Annotated in this window: 18 protein-coding genes; 15 read left to right on the forward strand and 3 right to left on the reverse strand. The window is 66.9% G+C overall.

What is annotated here, in order from left to right:
- Positions 1–47: 47 nt before the first annotated feature.
- The gene (locus tag IMZ29_RS03480) at positions 48–473 is read right to left on the reverse strand and encodes a hypothetical protein (protein WP_216180535.1); all 426 of its coding nucleotides are present in this window, start codon (positions 471–473) and stop codon (positions 48–50) included.
- A gap of 438 nt (positions 474–911) precedes the next feature.
- Here IMZ29_RS03480 and IMZ29_RS03485 point away from each other — a divergent pair, with 438 nt between their 5' ends.
- The gene (locus tag IMZ29_RS03485) at positions 912–1,784 is read left to right on the forward strand and encodes an EamA family transporter (protein WP_216180537.1); all 873 of its coding nucleotides are present in this window, start codon (positions 912–914) and stop codon (positions 1,782–1,784) included.
- Here the strand turns inward: IMZ29_RS03485 and IMZ29_RS03490 are convergent.
- On the reverse strand, positions 1,781–2,713 hold the full coding sequence (locus IMZ29_RS03490) for a LysR family transcriptional regulator (RefSeq protein ID WP_216180540.1): 933 nt from the start codon (positions 2,711–2,713) through the stop codon (positions 1,781–1,783). The two genes, IMZ29_RS03485 and IMZ29_RS03490, sit on opposite strands and share 4 nt — an antisense overlap.
- A 126-nt stretch (positions 2,714–2,839) precedes the next feature.
- Here IMZ29_RS03490 and IMZ29_RS03495 point away from each other — a divergent pair, with 126 nt between their 5' ends.
- The 3 genes from IMZ29_RS03495 to IMZ29_RS03505 all read left to right on the forward strand — a co-directional run bounded on the left by IMZ29_RS03495 (position 2,840) and on the right by IMZ29_RS03505 (position 6,945).
- Positions 2,840–3,814, forward strand: coding sequence for a Bug family tripartite tricarboxylate transporter substrate binding protein (locus tag IMZ29_RS03495; RefSeq protein WP_216180543.1), 975 nt, complete (start codon positions 2,840–2,842; stop codon positions 3,812–3,814).
- A 4-nt stretch (positions 3,815–3,818) separates the two neighbouring features.
- Positions 3,819–5,480, forward strand: a complete 1,662-nt coding sequence (locus IMZ29_RS03500; protein WP_216180546.1) for an FAD-dependent oxidoreductase — start codon at positions 3,819–3,821, stop codon at positions 5,478–5,480.
- A 76-nt stretch (positions 5,481–5,556) separates the two neighbouring features.
- Positions 5,557–6,945 (forward strand): MmgE/PrpD family protein, encoded by a 1,389-nt coding sequence (locus tag IMZ29_RS03505; protein WP_216180549.1) that lies wholly within the window; start codon positions 5,557–5,559, stop codon positions 6,943–6,945.
- A 4-nt stretch (positions 6,946–6,949) separates the two neighbouring features.
- Here the strand turns inward: IMZ29_RS03505 and IMZ29_RS03510 are convergent, their stop codons facing one another.
- On the reverse strand, positions 6,950–7,819 hold the full coding sequence (locus tag IMZ29_RS03510) for a GntR family transcriptional regulator (RefSeq protein WP_216180552.1): 870 nt from the start codon (positions 7,817–7,819) through the stop codon (positions 6,950–6,952).
- Between the two features lie 203 nt (positions 7,820–8,022).
- Here IMZ29_RS03510 and IMZ29_RS03515 point away from each other — a divergent pair, with 203 nt between their 5' ends.
- From IMZ29_RS03515 to IMZ29_RS03565, 11 genes are all read left to right on the forward strand, one after another.
- Entirely contained in the window at positions 8,023–8,700 is a 678-nt protein-coding gene (locus IMZ29_RS03515) for an isochorismatase family protein (RefSeq protein WP_216180554.1), read from the forward strand.
- Positions 8,697–9,632, forward strand: coding sequence for a polysaccharide deacetylase family protein (locus IMZ29_RS03520; RefSeq protein WP_253206754.1), 936 nt, complete (start codon positions 8,697–8,699; stop codon positions 9,630–9,632). Before IMZ29_RS03515 ends, IMZ29_RS03520 begins: the two co-directional genes overlap by 4 nt.
- A gap of 14 nt (positions 9,633–9,646) precedes the next feature.
- On the forward strand, positions 9,647–10,585 hold the full coding sequence (locus IMZ29_RS03525; protein ID WP_216180557.1) for a polysaccharide deacetylase family protein: 939 nt from the start codon (positions 9,647–9,649) through the stop codon (positions 10,583–10,585).
- A gap of 18 nt (positions 10,586–10,603) precedes the next feature.
- Positions 10,604–11,992: a 3-isopropylmalate dehydratase large subunit gene (gene leuC / locus IMZ29_RS03530; RefSeq protein ID WP_216180559.1), complete on the forward strand. Its 1,389-nt coding sequence runs from the start codon at positions 10,604–10,606 to the stop codon at positions 11,990–11,992.
- Positions 11,993–12,002: 10 nt separating this feature from the next.
- Entirely contained in the window at positions 12,003–12,614 is a 612-nt protein-coding gene (leuD, locus tag IMZ29_RS03535) for a 3-isopropylmalate dehydratase small subunit (RefSeq protein ID WP_216180563.1), read from the forward strand.
- 138 nt (positions 12,615–12,752) lie between these two features.
- Complete coding sequence (locus tag IMZ29_RS03540; protein ID WP_216180566.1) at positions 12,753–12,914, forward strand: ABC transporter substrate-binding protein; 162 nt, start codon at positions 12,753–12,755, stop codon at positions 12,912–12,914.
- The gene (locus IMZ29_RS03545; protein ID WP_216180567.1) at positions 12,911–13,891 is read left to right on the forward strand and encodes an ABC transporter substrate-binding protein; all 981 of its coding nucleotides are present in this window, start codon (positions 12,911–12,913) and stop codon (positions 13,889–13,891) included. Before IMZ29_RS03540 ends, IMZ29_RS03545 begins: the two co-directional genes overlap by 4 nt.
- Before the next feature lie 74 nt (positions 13,892–13,965).
- Complete coding sequence (locus tag IMZ29_RS03550; protein ID WP_216180568.1) at positions 13,966–14,838, forward strand: branched-chain amino acid ABC transporter permease; 873 nt, start codon at positions 13,966–13,968, stop codon at positions 14,836–14,838.
- Positions 14,835–15,917, forward strand: a complete 1,083-nt coding sequence (locus IMZ29_RS03555; protein ID WP_216180569.1) for a branched-chain amino acid ABC transporter permease — start codon at positions 14,835–14,837, stop codon at positions 15,915–15,917. Before IMZ29_RS03550 ends, IMZ29_RS03555 begins: the two co-directional genes overlap by 4 nt.
- The gene (locus tag IMZ29_RS03560) at positions 15,811–16,554 is read left to right on the forward strand and encodes an ABC transporter ATP-binding protein (protein ID WP_216180570.1); all 744 of its coding nucleotides are present in this window, start codon (positions 15,811–15,813) and stop codon (positions 16,552–16,554) included. Before IMZ29_RS03555 ends, IMZ29_RS03560 begins: the two co-directional genes overlap by 107 nt.
- The gene (locus IMZ29_RS03565; RefSeq protein WP_216180571.1) at positions 16,547–17,248 is read left to right on the forward strand and encodes an ABC transporter ATP-binding protein; all 702 of its coding nucleotides are present in this window, start codon (positions 16,547–16,549) and stop codon (positions 17,246–17,248) included. The genes IMZ29_RS03560 and IMZ29_RS03565 overlap by 8 nt, the downstream gene beginning before the upstream one ends.
- Positions 17,249–17,283: the final 35 nt, after the last annotated feature.

Raw genomic sequence — 17,283 nt, forward strand, 5'->3', positions numbered from 1 at the left:
TTGCAGCGAAGGCATCCGATGCGAGCAGGTCTGAATCGGCAGCACGCTCATGCCTTAGCTTCCCGTTCCAACAGTCGGTCTACTAGTTTTTCGTGCACGCGATACATGGGTGTCCCGGCCGGCGTGATATCCGAAATGAAACCGTGCTCAATGAGCAATAACATTGCCGGACGTAGGTCAGGATGCTTATCAGTGTGGTATTCAAAAGACGGCTCGCTCACGAATCCCATCACCGTGTTGCTTGTCTTTATGAAAAATGCACGCACATTTCGACCGTCCGGCGTGGAAAAATCGGATCTCATCTCGGCAATCAGCTTGGGAAACCGATCTTCAACATCCTTCCACTTTTTGTCTTCTTGGTGGACTAACTGTCTTCTCCGACGGTCGTCTGTGAACTTATCGGCCAGATACGCACCCGCGGCGCCTGTGACGACCCCGATGACCAGCCCGACGCCCAAGGAAACAATGTCCATAAGTTTTCGTGAATCTCTTGCGTTGCGTAAACACACTTTGGCACAGGCCACAGCCGTCAAGGCAAGCATGGACGCCATAAGGGCGCGATGCCTCTAGCAGCTTAGCAGGACGCTGTGCTTTCACCTCGCCGACGGCGATAAGGCATAGGGCATTCAGACGACAATCAATGGCAACACAGGGGTCTATTGTGCCTGCTGCCACGTGATCGACGAGGCCGGCGTCCAGCCGCAGTAGCCAGACGAGAAGCGATGCCACGGTATGATCGTGGCATCGACTGAGTGGCAACTAGGGTTCCGGCCGCACCCGGCGCAGGACCGAGCGTTGCGAAAACCTGACCGAGATGACGGCGCCCAAGCCGTCCTCGGCCGGGCTGCACCCGAGGGACAAAAGCCCAGAGGCGGAGACGTCGAGTCTTCGTCATGTCCTGGAGCCTTTGCATGTCCCTCGCGTCCCTGTCTCTCGTCGTTCTCGCCGCATTCATCCACGCCACCTGGAATCTGCTCGCCAAGCGCGCGGCAGCCGTCGGGGCGGCCTTCGTGTTCGCGTACGGCCTGTGCGCCGTCATCCTCTATCTGCCGCTGGTGATCTGGGTCCTCATCCACGAGACCACGCCGTGGAGCGCGCCCGTCTTCCTCGCACTGGCCGCGAGCGGGCTGCTGCATCTCATCTACAGCCTGTGCCTGCAACGCGGCTACCGGGAAGCCGACATGTCGGTGGTCTACCCGGTGGCACGCGGCACGGGCCCCTTGATCTCGGTCATCGGCGCCATCCTGCTCCTGAACGAGCCCGCGACGACGACAGGCTTGCTCGGCGCAATGGCGGTGGTGGTGGGCATCGTGCTGATCGCCACGCAGGGCAGGCTGGCCACCTTCCGGCGCCCCGGCGCCTGGGTCGGCGTGAAGTGGGGCATCATGACGGGCCTGCTCATCGCGGCCTACACCGTCGTCGACGGCTATGGCGTCAAGGTATTGCTGATCGCTCCGGTGGTGCTCGACTGGTTCGCCGGCCTCGTGCGCATCACGCTGCTCTCCCCGCTCATCCTGGCCCGGCGCCGCACGGCGTGGGAGGCCATGCGCGGCCATTGGGGCTTGGCGCTGGCCGTGGGTGCACTGTCGCCGCTGTCCTACATCCTCGTGCTCCAGGCGCTCAGTCACGGCGCCCCGTTGAGCCTGGTCGCCCCGGCGCGCGAGATGTCGATGATGGTGGGGGCGTTGCTGGCGATGATCTTCCTGCGCGAACGCGTGGGGCCCGGCCGGCTTCTGGGCTGCGCCGTGCTGATCACCGGGGTCGTGCTGCTCGCGCGGGCTTAGCCGTCGCCAGTGGGGTGCGCGACGCCGCGCCCGAGCAGATCGTCGCGCAACACGGTCACGAAGCCCTGGGCGGCCGGTGACAGCGAGCGGCCTCGCTGGGAGACGACGCTGATGGCGCGGGTGACGGTTGGCGACACGAGCGGACGGATGACGAGGTTGGGATACGGCGCCGTGGCCACCAGCGCGCCCGGCAGGATGGATACGCCCAGCCCGCTCGCCGTCATCCACAGGGCCGAAGTGAGGAACGCCGCCTCGTTCACGACACGCCAGGACACGCCCAGCTGCGCCGCCATGGCGTCCACCTGGCGCCGCACGCCATAGCCGCCGCGAATCGCGATGACGTCCATGCCGTCGAGCGCCGTCCAGCGCACCCGCCGGCGTGCGGCCAGCGGATGGTCGCTCGCGCAGACGACGCACAGCGTGTCTTCCACCAGGGTGTCGAGTGCGATGCCCGGATCGGCCTGCTCCGGCGTGCCGATGCCGAACTCGACCTTGCCGCTCAGCACGCGCGCGAGGAACTGCTCGGGCGCGCAGTCGTCCAGGACGATCTGGATATCGGGGTACTCGGCCCGGAACCGCCGCACGGCCCCTGGCATCACTGCCATACCCACGGCCGGCGTCACGGCCACCTCCACGCGGCCGCGCTGGCGCAGACGCAGCGCCTGCATGCCGTCACCGAAGGTACGCACGTCGCCCAGCACGCGTTCGGCGAGCGCAATGGCCTCGTCGGCTGCCCGCGTGGGCTCGAGAAACCGCGTGGTGCGGTCGAACAATCGCACACCAAGCGACGATTCGAGCTGACGCAGCAGCACGCTCACCGCCGATTGCGTGACCGACAAATGCTCGGCCGCAGCCGCCAGGCGGCGGAACCGGTACACCGCCGCGAACGCCCGCAGTTGCTTCAGGCTGATCTGCTGCTCCGTGCCCATGCGGCCTCACTTGATGAATTGTGAAGAATCCTTAGGAATTTTTCGATTCTAGAAAGTCCTGGCCTGGGGTTCAATGGGCCACCAACGTCACAGCAGCCTGCAGAGCTGCGTTTCGAGGAGACACCCATGACCAGCCATTCTCGACTCGGGCCGGTACTGCTGCTGGCTGCCCTGGCCAGCGCGCCAGCCATCGCCGCAGACGCGTTCCCGACCAAGCCGGTGCGCATCGTCGTCACCTTCCCGCCCGGCGGCTCCACCGATGCCGTCCTGCGCATGATCGCGCCACGACTGTCGCAGCAGCTCGGCCAGCAGGCCGTGATCGACAACCGGCCAGGCGCCGGCGGCAACATCGGCATGGCCGCCGTGGCCCAGGCAGATGCCGATGGGCACGTGATCGGCGTGGGTGCAGCCGGTGCGCTCGCAGCCAACGCCAGTCTGTACAAGGACATGCCGTTCGACGCCCAGCGGGACTTTGCTCCCGTCTCGCTTCTGGCTCACGTGCCCTTCGTGATCGTGGCCCGCGCCGACGATGCCCTCGCGACCCTGCCCCAGATCCTGGACGCAGCCCGTGAGCATCCCGGCACACTGACCATGGCGCACGGCGGCAACGGCACTGCCATGCATCTGTCCGTGGAGCTGCTGCGCCAGATGGGCAAGGCCGACATCACCGGGATCGCCTATCGCGGCAACGGCCCGGCGACTGTGGACGTGCTGGGCGGCCAGGTGCGCCTGGCGATGCTGGATCTTCCCTCGGCCCTGCCGCACGTCCAGGCGGGCAAACTGCGCGCCGTGGCCGTGACGAGCGAATCCCGTCTGTCGGCGCTGCCCGAGACGCCCACCATCGCCGAGGCCGGCCTGCCGGGCTATGCGTCCACGGGGTGGTTCGGCTTCGTGGCCCCCGCCGGCACACCGGTGCCGGTGGTGGCGCGCTGGCATCAGGCGATCACGGCCGCGCTGGCGGATCCGCAGATCGCCCACGACGCCGAGACCATGGGTGTCACGCTGGCGCCGGATACCCCAGCGGATTTCGGCCGCTTCATCGCGACCGAGACTGACAAGTGGCGCGAGGTCATTCGCACCGCCGGCACACGCCTGGACTGAACACATGCCCAACACGATCGATACCGACGTCGTCATCATCGGCGCAGGCCCCGTTGGCCTTACCCTGGCCATGGACCTGCACACACGAGGCATCCGCACCGTGGTGCTCGAGCGCAGGGCCGCCGGCGAACTGCCCAGCGTGAAGTGCAATCACGTCTCGGCCCGCACCATGGAGCAATTCCGCCGGCTCGGCATCGCGGCCACAGTGCGCGAGCTTGGCCTGCCCGCAGACTATCCCCACGACATCGCCTTTCGCACTGACGTGTGCGGCCAGGAACTCACCCGCGTGCGCATTCCCGCGCGGGCGCAGCGCTTCACGGACCTGTCCGGCCCGGACGGGGGGTGGGCGACCCCCGAGCCGCCCCATCGCATCAATCAGATCTACCTGGAGCCCGCGCTACAAGCCCATGCGGCCACGCTGTCCCGGATCACCCTGATGCACGAGGTCGAGGCCGGCGCCTTCACGCAGGACGCCGAGGGCGTCACGATGCCTGCGACACGCCTGGCCGACGGCAGCAGCTTCTCGGTGCGTGCCCGCTTCCTGGTGGGCTGCGATGGCGGCCGCTCCGGCGTACGCAAGCAGCTGGACATCCCGCTGGAAGGCACCCCGGTCATTCAGAAGGTGCAGTCCACCTGCATCCGTGCCCCCGGCCTGCTCGAACGCCTGCCGGGCACGCCCGCATGGTGCTTCTACGCCGTCAACCCGCGCCGGTGCGGCACCGTCTTCGCGATCGACGGCCAGGAGACGTGGCTCATCCACAATCACCTGGCACCGCACGAGGGCGACGGGGAGGCGGTGGACCGGGATGTTGCCATCCGCACCATCCTGGGCGTGGGCCAGGACTTCACGTACGAGATCATCAGCCGCGAGGATTGGGTGGGCCGCCGGCTGGTGGCGCCGCGGCTGCGCGAGGGCAATGTCTTCCTGTGCGGCGATGCGGCGCATTTGTGGGTACCTTACGCCGGCTATGGCATGAACGCCGGCATTGCGGATGCCATGAATCTCTCGTGGCACCTGTCGGCCTATCTGCGCGGCTGGGCTCAAGCGGGCATCCTGGACGCCTATGAACAGGAGCGCCAGCCCATCACGGATCAGGTCTCGCGCTTTGCCATGGACCATGCCCAGAAGATGATCGCCGCGCGCGGCGCCGTGCCGGCCGACATCGAGGCCCCGGGGGCGCACGGCGACGCCATCCGCTGCGAAGTGGGCCGCAAGGCATACGACCTGAACGTGCAGCAGTTCTGCGCCGCCGGCCTGAACTTCGGCTACTTCTACGACGCGTCGCCCCTCATCGTCTACGACGGCGAGACGGCGCCGCCCTACACCATGGGCAGCTTCACGCCCTCGACAGCGCCCGGCTGCCGCGCCCCGCATCTCTGGCTCGCCGATGGCCAATCGCTGTATGACGCGATGGGGCCGGACTACACGCTGCTGCGCCTGGATCCGCGCGCCGATGTGAAGCCACTCGTGCGGGCGGCCCACGCGGCAGGCGTTCCACTGACCGTCCTGGACGTCACCGGGAACGTGCCCGATGCCTACCGACACGGCTTGGTGCTCTGCCGTGCCGACCAGCACATTGCCTGGCGAGGTCATGCCCTGCCGGACGACGCCGAGCACCTCGTCACGCAGCTGCGGGGTGGGGCGGCCGGTATCGCTTCGTCGTAAATGTCATATTGACATGCCAATAGACTATTCGGGAGAATCGACCGCAGACAAGACCCAAACATCCGAGGAGCCTTCCATGAGCCTGTCCGTCGTCCCCATGACCGAACGCCCGCCGACCCCCGCGTGGCTGACCGAGTGGGCGGCCTTCGCCGCCAACGTGCGCTGGGAAGACCTGCCGCCCGCGGTGACGGAACGCGCCGTCCAGGTGATGTATGACAGCGTCGGCGCCATCGCCGCCGGCGCCCAGGAACCGGAAACGCGGGCGCTGGCCGATCGGCTCGCGCCGGCGGGCGACGGCGGTGTGGCGCCTGTCATCGGCACGCACCGGCACGCGCCGGCAGCCACGGCCGCGCTCCTGAACGGCGTGGCAGGCACCATGCTGGAGCTCGACGAGGGCAACCAGTATTCGCGCGGCCATCCGGGCATCCACGTGGTGCCCGCGATCCTGGCCTACGCCTCCACGCACGCGGTCTCCGGACGTGACCTGCTGCTCGCGCTCGCGCTGGGCTATGAGATCGGTGCGCGCATCGGCATCGCCTCCAAGCTGCGCGTGACCATGCACCCGCACGGCACCTGGGGCACGGTGGGTGCGGCCGTCGCGGTGGCGCGCCTGGCGGGCGCCACGGCTGAGCAGATGGTGGAAGTGATCAACGTGTCCTCCACCCTGGGCCTGGCCACGAGCCGGCGCACCATGCTCGAAGGCGGCACGGTGCGCAATACCTTCGCCGGCTGGTCCAACCAGATCGGGCTGACGGTATGGGATCTGGTCGCAAGCGGATTCACCGGCGAGGCCGACGGCCTGGCGACGATCTTCGGCACGGTGGCAGCGGACGACTGGACGCCCGCTGCCATGACGGAAGACCTCGGCACGCGCTGGGAGATCGCCCGCAATTACTTCAAGCGCCACGCCTGCTGCCGCTACAACCATGCCGCACTCGATGCGCTGGAGAAGATCAAGGCCGAACTCGGCACCGCGCTGCGTGCCGAGGATGTCGACGCGATCGAGGTGGATACCTACATCTGGGCCGCCCAACTGGCGGGCCCGGCGCCGCACAACACGCTCGCCGCCAAGTTCTCGCTGCCCTACTCGCTGGCCACGCACATCGTGCATGGGGCGGCCTCCGTGGAAGCATTCCGCGCCGAAGCCCTCACCAACGAGACCACGCGCGCCCTGGCGCGCCGCGTGACACTGCGCGAATCGAAGGAATACACGGCAATGCTGCCGGCGCTTCGCCCGGCGCGCGTCACGGTCAAGCTCAAGGACGGCCGCACGCTGTCTGCCGAGAGCCTGACCAACCGCGGTGATACGGAAGATCCGTACACCACGGCAGACGTGGAAGCGAAGTTTCTCGCGCTCGCCACGCCGGTGTGGGGCGACACGCACGCACAGACGCTGCTGCGGGCCACGCAGCAGCTGCCGGCTCAGGCGGATCTGGTCGACTACCTGGCGCTGCTCGCGCGCTGACGCGTCAGGCCTTGCCCGCTTCCACTGGATCCATGTGGAAGCGGTTGTTCGCCCCGCGCGAGAGCGTCATGCGGTATTCGAAGCGATCCGGGCGGTACAGCATCTCCACGTAGTCCACGGCGCGGTCATCCGCGTCATAGAACACCCGCAGGAGCTTGAGCAGGGGCGACCCCACGCTCACGTCCAGGTGCCGCGAGGACTCGTGATCCGCCACGGTGGCGGTGATCGTCTGCTGCACCCGGGCAAGCTCCACGCCCGCGCGCGCCAGCAGCTCGATCAAGGGCTGCTCGGTCAATTCCTCTTCGGTGAATGTCCGGCCAATCGATTCGACGACGTAACTCGTCGAGCGCGAGAACGGCGAGCCATCGAGATGCCGCACGCGCACGGCGCACTGCACGAGCGCGCCTGCCGGCAGATCCAGGGCGTCGATCACGTCCGGCGGCGGCGTCACGTAGTCGAAGGACTGCATCTCCACCGAGGTGCCATGGCCGATCAGCGACAGGTTGGCGAGCAGCCCGTCGATGCCTGCGGCGATCGGACCGCCGCCCGAGCGCAAGGCCCCGGAGCGCGTCACCGTCGTCCCACGCCCGCGCACCCGCACGGCCAGGCCTTCGCCCGCGAGCTCGTCGAGCGCGCGCTTGGCCGTGATGCGGCTCACGCCGTAGGTCTCGGTCAGCTCGGCCTCAGTAGGCAGGGTTTCACCCACGCGGTAGGTGCCATTCACGATACGTTCGCGCAGAATGACATAGAGGCGGTGGTACAGCGGGATGGGCGAGCGGTCCTCGCCCAGCGGGCCAGAAGCGGCTGGGCTATTGCGTCGGGCCGACTTGCGGGCTGGCTGGCCCGCCAGGGGCGTTGCGCGTCGAGTTGTCATTCTTCGTAGGCGCCAGAGATGCGGAATTCGATAAAACCGAAGCATGCCAGAAACCCGCGCCGCCCCGGGGAAACCACCATTGCGGCCTCGAACCTAATGATATAGCATTAATTCATTTAGAGCCGATGACGAGCCGCAAGCGCCCGTCACGACTCGCTTTTTCCTTTTGCGCCCTGCGCATGCCGCTTTCGGAGAGCTTCGCGATGGAAACCTCGAACCTGACAGCCCGCCAACTGTTTGAAGCGATCCGGGAGAAGCCGACCCGTCCGCGCTTCGGCTTTGGCCGCAAGCCCATCCTCGTCAACGTCGATCTGCAGAACGCCTACACCCGTGTCGGCGAGTTCGCGACGGCCTACGAGACCGACCCGCGCCAGCTGGAATACGTGAACGAGCTCGCGAAGGGCTTTCGCGCGCACGGCCTGCCGGTGGTGTGGACTTACGTGGCCTACATGGAATCCGGCGAAGACTGTGGCGTGTGGGGCACCCGCACCGACACCCCGGATTCGCTGCAGAACATCAAGGTGGGCTCGCGCCGTTCGGAATTCGATGAGCGTCTGGAGATCGATCACGTCAAGGATGTGATCATCAACAAGCGCATGGCCTCGGCCTTCTTCGAGACGCATCTGTCTTCGTTGATGGTCTGGCACCAGTGCGATACGGTGGTGCTCACAGGCGGCTCCACCTCGGGCTGCATCCGTGCCGCCGTGGTCGATGGCCTGTCGCGCGGCTATCGCATGGTCGTGCCGGAAGAGTGCGTGGCCGACAAGCACGAGAGCCCGCACTTTGCCAACCTGTACGACATCGCCGTGAAGTACGGCGACGTGGTCCCCGTGAAGGATGTGTTCGACTACCTCGCCACCTATGGCAAGGAGGCAAAATGAGCCAGGCCGACGTCACCATGACCATGGGCAGCGATCCCGGCCTGTATGGCTACCTGCCCTACAGCCAGCGCCCGAAGATCACCTGGCCAAACGGTGCGAAGATCGCCGTCTGGATCGCGCCGAACATCGAGTTTTACGAATACGCGCCCCCCACGAACCCGCAGCGCACCCCCTGGCCGCGCCCGCTGCCGGACGTGCTGAGCTACTCGCACCGCGATTACGGCAACCGCGCCGGCTGGCAGCGCATGTTGAAAGCCATGGATGCCGTCGGCATGCGTGGCTCGGTGTCCCTGAACGTGGCCCTGTGCGAGCATCACCCCGAGATCATCAAGGCCTGCGCCGATCACGGCTGGGAATTCTTCTCGCACGGCATCTACAACACGCGCTACACCTACGGCATGACGCCGGACCAGGAGCGCGAGATCATCCGCGATTCGATCGAGACCATCCGCAAGCACACCGGCCAGCGCATGGACGGCTGGCTCGCGCCCGCGCTGTCGAACAATACCTGGACGATGGATCTGCTCGCCGAAGCCGGCGTGCTCTACACCTGCGACCTGTTCCACGATGACCAGCCCACGCCGATCAACGTGAAGTCGGGCCGTCTCATCAGCGTGCCCTACTCGCTGGAGATGAACGACACCATCGTCTACAACACGAATCTCTACACCCCGCGCCACTACGGCACGGCCATCAAGCGCCAGTTCGACCAGCTGTACGCCGAGGGCGCCGAATCGGGCACGGTGATGTGCATCCCGCTGCACCCGTATCTCGTCGGCCAGCCGCACCGCATCGACGCCTTCGCCGAAGCCCTGCAGCACATCGCCGGCCATGACGGCGTGTGGCTCGCCACCGGGCGCGAGATCGCCCAGCACTACCTCGACAACCACTACGACGCCATGGCCCAGGCCATCGCCGCCGCCAACCGCTGACCGGGGGGCCGAAGATGCCGCTGAACGACGACTACCTGCAATACACCGAACGCGCGCACCGCATGGACCACGACCGCTATGACTGGTCGGACATGTTCCAGCGCGCGCCGATCACCTGGCCGAACCAGGCTCGCGTGGCCCTCTGGGTGATGCCCATTCTCCAGTGGTTCCCGCTGGACATGACAGGCAAGCCGTTTCGTGCGCCCGGCGGGCTCACGATGCCCTTCCCGGACTTCCGTCACTACACCAACCGCGACTACGGCAATCGGGTCGGAATCTTCCGCATCCTGAAGGTGCTGGCCGAGCGCAACGTGCCGGCGTCCGTGGCCGTGAACGCCGTCATCGCCGATCGCTACCCGGCCCTGATGCGGGAGCTCCTCGCGCACGACGTCGAGATCGTCGCCCACGGCCAGGATGCCGCCCAGGTGCTGCATAGCGGCATGAGCGAGGCCGACGAGCAGGCCCTGATCTCGGGCGCCCTGGACACGCTACGCCGCGCGAGCGGCCAGGCCGTCACGGGCTGGCTCTCGCCGGGCCGCGCACAATCGTCGCGCACGCCGGAGCTCCTGGCCGCCAACGGCGTGGCCTATGCCTGCGACTGGGCCAACGACGATCTGCCCTACGCCATGCGCACCGCCAATGGCCCGATCTTCGCCATGCCGCACGCGCAGGAGACGGACGATCGCACGGTGATGCTGGACTTCCATCACACCGAGGACGACTGGCTGCGCCAGATCACGGACCGCTTCGACGTGCTCTACCGTGAGTCCGCCGAGTTCGGCGGCCGCGTGATGAGCCTGCCCCTGCACGCCTGGGTGGCCGGCGTGCCCTACCGCATCGGTGCAGTGCGCGAAGCGCTCGACCACATCCTGGGGCATGACGGAGTCTGGGCTGCCACCGGCGCCGACATCCTGGCCGCGTTCCAGGCTTCCGAAGGAGCTGCCCGTGGCTGACGCTGCCGCCCGCGCTCGATGTTCGACAAGGTGTGGGATCGTCACGTGGTGGTGGCCCGTGAAGACGGGCCCAACCTGCTCTACATCGACCGCCACATCGTCCATGAAGGTTCATTCCACGCCTTTGCCGACCTGAAGCGACGTGGCCTGTCGATCCGGCGCCCGAAGCAGGTCTTCGGCACGCCCGATCACTACGTGCCCACGCACGCGCGCAGCGCCGACGAGGCCGCCAGCCCGCAGATCGGGCACATGATCCGGCAATTCGACGTCAACATGCAATGGGGCGGCGTGCCGCACTTCCCGCTGCGTGACGCGCGCCAGGGCATCGTGCACATCATCGGGCCCGAGCAAGGCATCACCCTGCCCGGCATGACCCTGGTGTGCAGCGACAGCCACACCTCCACGCACGGTGCGCTCGGCGCCATCGCCTTCGGCATCGGGCAATCCGAAAGCGCCCACGTGATGGCCACGCAGACGCTGTGGCAGAAGCGCCCTAGCACGCTGCGCATCACTGTCACCGGCACGCGCGCGCCCGGCGTGTCGGCCAAGGACGTGATCCTGGCCATCATTGCCCAGATCGGCGCCGATGGCGCAGTCGGCCATGCGATCGAGTATGCCGGCCCCGTGATCGAAGCCATGTCGATCGAAGAGCGCCTCACGGTGTGCAACATGTCCATCGAGGCCGGTGCCCGTTGCGGCATGGTCGCGCCGGACGAGACCACCTTCGCCTACCTGAAGGACAAGCCGCAGGCGCCCAAGGGCGCGCTCTGGGATGCCGCCGTGCAGGATTGGCGTTCGCTGCGCACCGACGACGGCGCGCACTTCGACCGCGAAGTCGTGGTCGATGGCGACCGCATCGAGCCCATGGTGACCTGGGGCACCAGCCCGGATGCGGCCGCGCCCATCGGCGGCGTGATTCCCGATCCGGCTGCCATGACGGATCCCCAGCGCCGCACCACGGCTCAGGCCGCGCTCGACTACATGGGCCTCACCCCGGGGGACCGACTGGACGCCATCGCCATCGACACGGTGTTCATCGGCTCCTGTACCAACAGCCGCATCGAGGATCTTCGGGCCGCCGCCGCCGTGCTGAAGGGCCGCAAGTCGCGCGTGCCCGGCATGGTCGTGCCCGGCTCCGGCCTGGTCAAGGCCGCGGCAGAAGCCGAAGGCCTGGACCGCATCTTCATCGATGCGGGCCTGCAGTGGCTGGATGCCGGCTGCTCGATGTGCGCGGCCATGAACGGCGATGCGGTGCCGCCCTTCCAGCGCTGCGCCTCCACCTCCAACCGCAATTTCGTCGGCCGCCAGGGCCCGAATGCCCGCACGCACCTCGTGAGTCCTGCCATGGCCGCCGCGGCCGCCGTGGCCGGACACCTGACCGACGTGCGCCAGCTGCTCGCCGACTAGAGGCCAAGCCATGGAACCCTTCATCTCGCTGACCGGCGTGGCCGCGCCCCTGGAAGGTCGCAACATCGACACCGACCAGATCATCCCGGCCCGCTTTCTCAAGGTGGACAAGGACGCGGGCTACGGCCAGTTCCTGTTCCACGACCTGCGCCTGGACGACCACGGCCAGGAACGCCCCGAGTTCGTGCTCAACCACGCCGCGTTCCGTCAGGCGAAGATTCTCGTCACCGACGTGAACTTCGGCTGCGGCTCCTCGCGCGAGGGCGCGGCCTACGCATTGCACGATTACGGCGTGCGTGCGGTGATCGCCCCGAGCTTTGGCGACATCTTCTACAACAACTGCCTGAAGAACGGCATGGTGCCCGTGCGCCTGCCCGACGACGTGACGGCCGCCCTGCGCGAGCGCCTCGCGCGCGGCGACGGTGCCGAGATCACCGTGGATCTCGACAAGACCGAAGTCACGTTGCCTGATGGCAGCAAGCATTCGTTCTCGATCGACCCATTCTGGCGCGACTGCCTGATGCAGGGCAAGGACGAGATCGGATTGACGCTGGGCCATCTCGCCCAGATCGAAAGTTTCGAGCGCGATTACCACGCGCGCATGCAGTGGCTGGACAACTGACCGGTAACAGGAGATCTCTATCATGTCGCAATACGAGAAGGGCAGTGCGCACTTGACGAAGGCCGGCACCAGCCGCCGCCGTTTGATGCAGGTCGGGGGTTCGGCCCTCGCGTTGAGTGCCCTGGGCGCGCCGGCCTCTTGCGGGCCCAGCCCAAGCCGATCCGCATCGGCGCGATCAGCCCGCTCACGGGTGCACTGACCTACAACGGTACGCAGGCCCAGGCCGGCATCCGCTTCGCCGTGGACATCATCAACAAGGCGGGCGGCATCAAGAGCATGGGCGCGCGCCGCTCGAAGTGATCTTCGCTGACGCCGAATCGCGTCCTGACGTGGGCGCGGCCCAGGTCGACAAGCTGGCCGAGGCCGGCGTGGCCTGCCTGATCGGCGCGCAATCGAGCGCCATCACGCTCGCCACCACGCAGGCCGCGGCCCGTTTCGGCCTGCCCCAGGTCGTGGACATCGGCACCGCCCCGCAGCTGCTGCAGCGGGGTCTGACCAACGTGTTCCGCTTCACCCCGGGTGTGGAATCGTCGGTGGGCACCGGCATCGGCAACCTGGACAGCCTGAACAAGGCCGCCGGCAACCCGATCAAGCGCGTGGCGATCGTCCATGAGGACGGCCCCTTCGGCTCGGGCATGGCCAAGATGCTCAACGAGCGCCTGCCCGGCATCGGCCTGGAAGTGGTCGAGACGATCAGCCACCCGACGCCGCAGCGCGACTTCACGAACATCGTGCTGCGCCTGCGTCAGGCCAAGCCCGATCTCATCATGCCGTCGCACTACATCAACGAGTTCATCCTCTTTGCCCGCACGATCCGCCAACAGCGCCTGCAGACGAAGGGCATCTATTCGATCTTCGGTGGCGGCGCCTCGAACATCCGCTTCGTGCGCGAGCACAACGAAGCCGCGCAATACATCATCGACACCAACCACTGGTACGACCCGCGCAAGGAGCTCTCCAAGGAACTCGCCAAGCGCACGGCCGATGCCAAGCTGGATCTGACCTACGACATGATGGTGTCCTTCGGCTGCATGCAGATCATCGCGCAAGCCCTGGAGACGGCCGGCTCGGCAGACCGCGAGGCGCTGACCAAGACGTTCACCGAGCACACCTTCGGCGACACGATCATGCCCTACGGCCCGACGAAGTTCGAGAAGGGCAACAACGCGGGCGCGCAACTCGTGAACACGCAGATCCGCGGCGAGAACATCGAACTCATCTACCCGAAGGAGTTCGCCACGGCCGAGCCGGTGTTCCCGATGCCGGCCCGCAGCTGACGCCTCACCTGACCACCCCGGGCCGCCGCGCAGACGGCCCGGGTCTTCCACCCCCTCCCTAGAAAGGCAAGCGCATGCTGGGTCTCATTGTCCCCGCAGTGCTGAACGGGCTCATGTCCGGAGCGATCTATGCTCTGGTCGCGCTCGGGCTGACACTGATCTACGGCGTACTGCACATCATCAACTTTGCGCACGGCAGCCTCTTGATGCTGGCGCTCTATGCCGTGTACTTCCTGCACGTGCTGTTCGGACTGGACCCATACGTCGCGCTGCCCTTCATGGTGGCGGGCTTCTTCGCGCTGGGCTATGCCCTGCAGCGCGGGGTCATCAGTACCTTCAGCCACGGCAAGGACAGCAACATCCTGCTCGTCACGCTGGCCCTGTCGATCATCATCGACAACCTGGCGCTGTACTTCTTCACCTCCAACACCCGCACGGTCGACTTGGCCTACGCTTTCGAGATGGTCGAGATCGGGCCGGCGTTCATCCCGCTGCCCCGCCTGATCGCCTTCATCGCCGCCCTCATCTTTGCGGGCCTGCTGTGGTTCGTGATGACGCGCACGCGCACCGGCAAGGCCATTCGCGCCATCGCCGTGGAAAAGCGCGGCGCCGAGCTCATGGGCATCAACGTCAAGCACGCCTACGCCATGTGCTTCGGCATCGGCACGGCCTGCCTGGCCGCCGCGGCCTGCCTGCTGCTGCCGACCTTCTACGTGACCCCGCAAGTGGGCTATGCCTTCGTGCTGGTGGCCTTCACCACGGTGGTGCTGGGTGGCATGGGCTCCTTCGTGGGCGCCCTGGTGGGCGGCCTGCTCCTGGGGGTGGTCGAAGCCCTGTGCGGCCTGTTCCTGGGTGAAACCCTGGGCCAGATCGGCATCTTCGCCGTCTTCATCCTGACCCTGCTCTTCCGTCCTGCCGGACTCTTCTCGCCGCGAGGTGCCCGATGATCAAGCGCGAGCACACCGGCAACGTCATCGTCGCCGTCCTTCTGGGCGTGTGCGCCCTGCTGCCGTATTTCGTCCTGTCCGCGGCCTGGACAGGCTTTGCCATCAACATCCTGATCTTCAGCCTGCTCGCGCTCGCCTGGAACATCACCGGCGGCTTCGGCGGCATGATGTCCTTCGGCCATGCCGTGCTCTTCGGCAGCAGTGCCTACGCCACGGCCATGCTGCAGCTGCACCTGGGGCTCAATGCCTGGCTCGCTGGCGCCGTGGCGCTGGCCGTGGGCGCGCTGGTCGGCGGTTTCATCGGCGCCCTGTCGTTCCGCTATGGCCTGCGCGGCTCGTACTTCGCCCTCGTCACCCTGGCGTTCGCCGAGGTGTTCCGGGTGCTGGCGAGCTCGTTCACCGTCACGGGTGGCGGGCAAGGCCTGTCGCTGCCGCTCGGCCGCGAACTCGCCAACCTGCAATTCGCCTCGCGCCTGGACAACTACACCTTCGTGCTCATCCTGGTGCTAATCGCCCTGGCCATCACGATCGCCGTGCGCCGTTCGCGCTTCGGTGCCTACCTCATCGCCATCCGCGAGAACGAGGAAGCGGCCAAGGCGCTGGGCATCAACACCTTCCGCGTGAAGGTGCTGGCCATGACGCTCTCGGGCGCGATGGCCGGCACGGCCGGCGTGGCCTACCTGCAGACGTTCCTCTTCGTGGATTCGCAGATCGGCTTCGGTACCGTGATGTCCTTCGAAGCCCTGCTCGGCCCCATCATCGGTGGCGCCGGTACGGTGCTCGGCCCCATCCTGGGCTCGCTGGTGCTGCATACCCTGGGCGAAGTGGCCCGTGAATCCATCGGCGGCGCCCCGGGCCTGAACCTCGTGTTCTACGGCGTGGTGCTGCTCATCATCTGCGCTTCCTGCCGGACGGTCTCATGGGGATCTTCAAGCCGCGCAGCCGTGCCCAAGCGAAGCCGGAGGACAAGTGATGCTGCGCGTACAAGGATTGACCAAGCGGTTCGGCGGCGTGGTCGCCGTGGACAATGCCTCGCTCGACGTGGCCGAGGGCCGCATCGTGGCACTCATCGGGCCTAACGGGGCGGGCAAGACCACGCTGTTCACCATGGTGTCCGGCTTCCAGAAGCCCGATACCGGCACCGTGACCTACCAGAACCAGGACATCACGGGGATGGCGCCGCATGCCATCTGCCAGATGGGCGTCACCCGCACCTTCCAGATCGTGCAGCCCTTCGCGGGGCTCTCCGTGCGCGAGAACATCGCGATCGGATCGCACCTGCACCACCCCAAACGCGCCGACGCTCTCGCCGAGGCTGCCGTGGTGGCCGAATCGCTGGGCATGAAGGCCATGCTCGACCGCCCCGCGCAGGACCTGACCGTGGCCGGGCGCAAGCGCCTGGAGCTCGCGCGCGCGCTGGCCACCCGGCCCAAGCTCTTGCTGCTGGACGAAGTGATGGCCGGGCTCATCCCGAGCGAAGTCCTGGAGATCATTCCCATGATCCGCAAGATCCGCGACTCGGGCGTGACGATCCTCCTCATCGAGCACGTCATGCAGGCGGTGATGAGCCTGTCCGAGGAAGCCTACGTGCTGGCCCAGGGCAAGATGATCGCCCACGGCACGCCGCAGCAACTGGTGGCCGATCCCACCGTCATCGAAGCCTATCTGGGCCACGGCGCGGCCGAGCGCCTGAAAGCGGAGCACGCCAATGCTTGAGATCTCTGGAATCCGTGCGGGCTATGGCCCCGTGGCCGTGCTGCACGGCATCGACATGGCCATCCAGGCCGGCGAGATCGTCGCGGTGCTGGGCTCCAACGGCGTGGGCAAGACCACGCTGAACAACGTCATCAGCGGCATCATCAAGCCGACTGCAGGCACCATTCGCTTCGAAGGCGAGGACGTGACCGGCGCCTCGCCCGCCCACATGGTGGGCCTGGGGCTGGCGCACGTGCCCGAAGGCCGCAAGATCTTCCCCAATCTGTCCGTGCACGAGAATCTCGAACTCGGCGCCTACCGGCGCGCCACGGCCAATTCGGCGCGCAATCTCGAGCGCATGTACGACACCTTCCCGCGCCTGCGTGAACGACGCACGCAGCTCGCAGGCACGCTGTCCGGCGGCGAGCAGCAGATGCTCGCCATCGGCCGCGGGCTGATGTCCGAGCCGCGCATGGTGATCCTGGACGAGCCTTCGCTCGGCCTGTCGCCCGTGATGGTCGAGGAAATGTTCCGCCTGGTGCAGAAGATCAACGCCGAAGGCCTCGCCGTGCTGCTGGTCGAACAGAACGTCGTGCAATCGCTCGAAGTCGCCACGCGCACCTATGTGCTCGAGCAGGGCCACTTCGTCCTGGAAGGCAAGTCCGCGGACGTGCTGAAGGATCCGAACCTGCGCAAGACCTATCTGGGGCTGTAATCCCTGCCTCGCGGCCGCCCGCAGGCGGCCGCCCT

The organism is Verticiella alkaliphila (genome assembly GCF_018904615.1).
Taxonomy (GTDB): domain Bacteria; phylum Pseudomonadota; class Gammaproteobacteria; order Burkholderiales; family Burkholderiaceae_B; genus Verticiella; species Verticiella alkaliphila.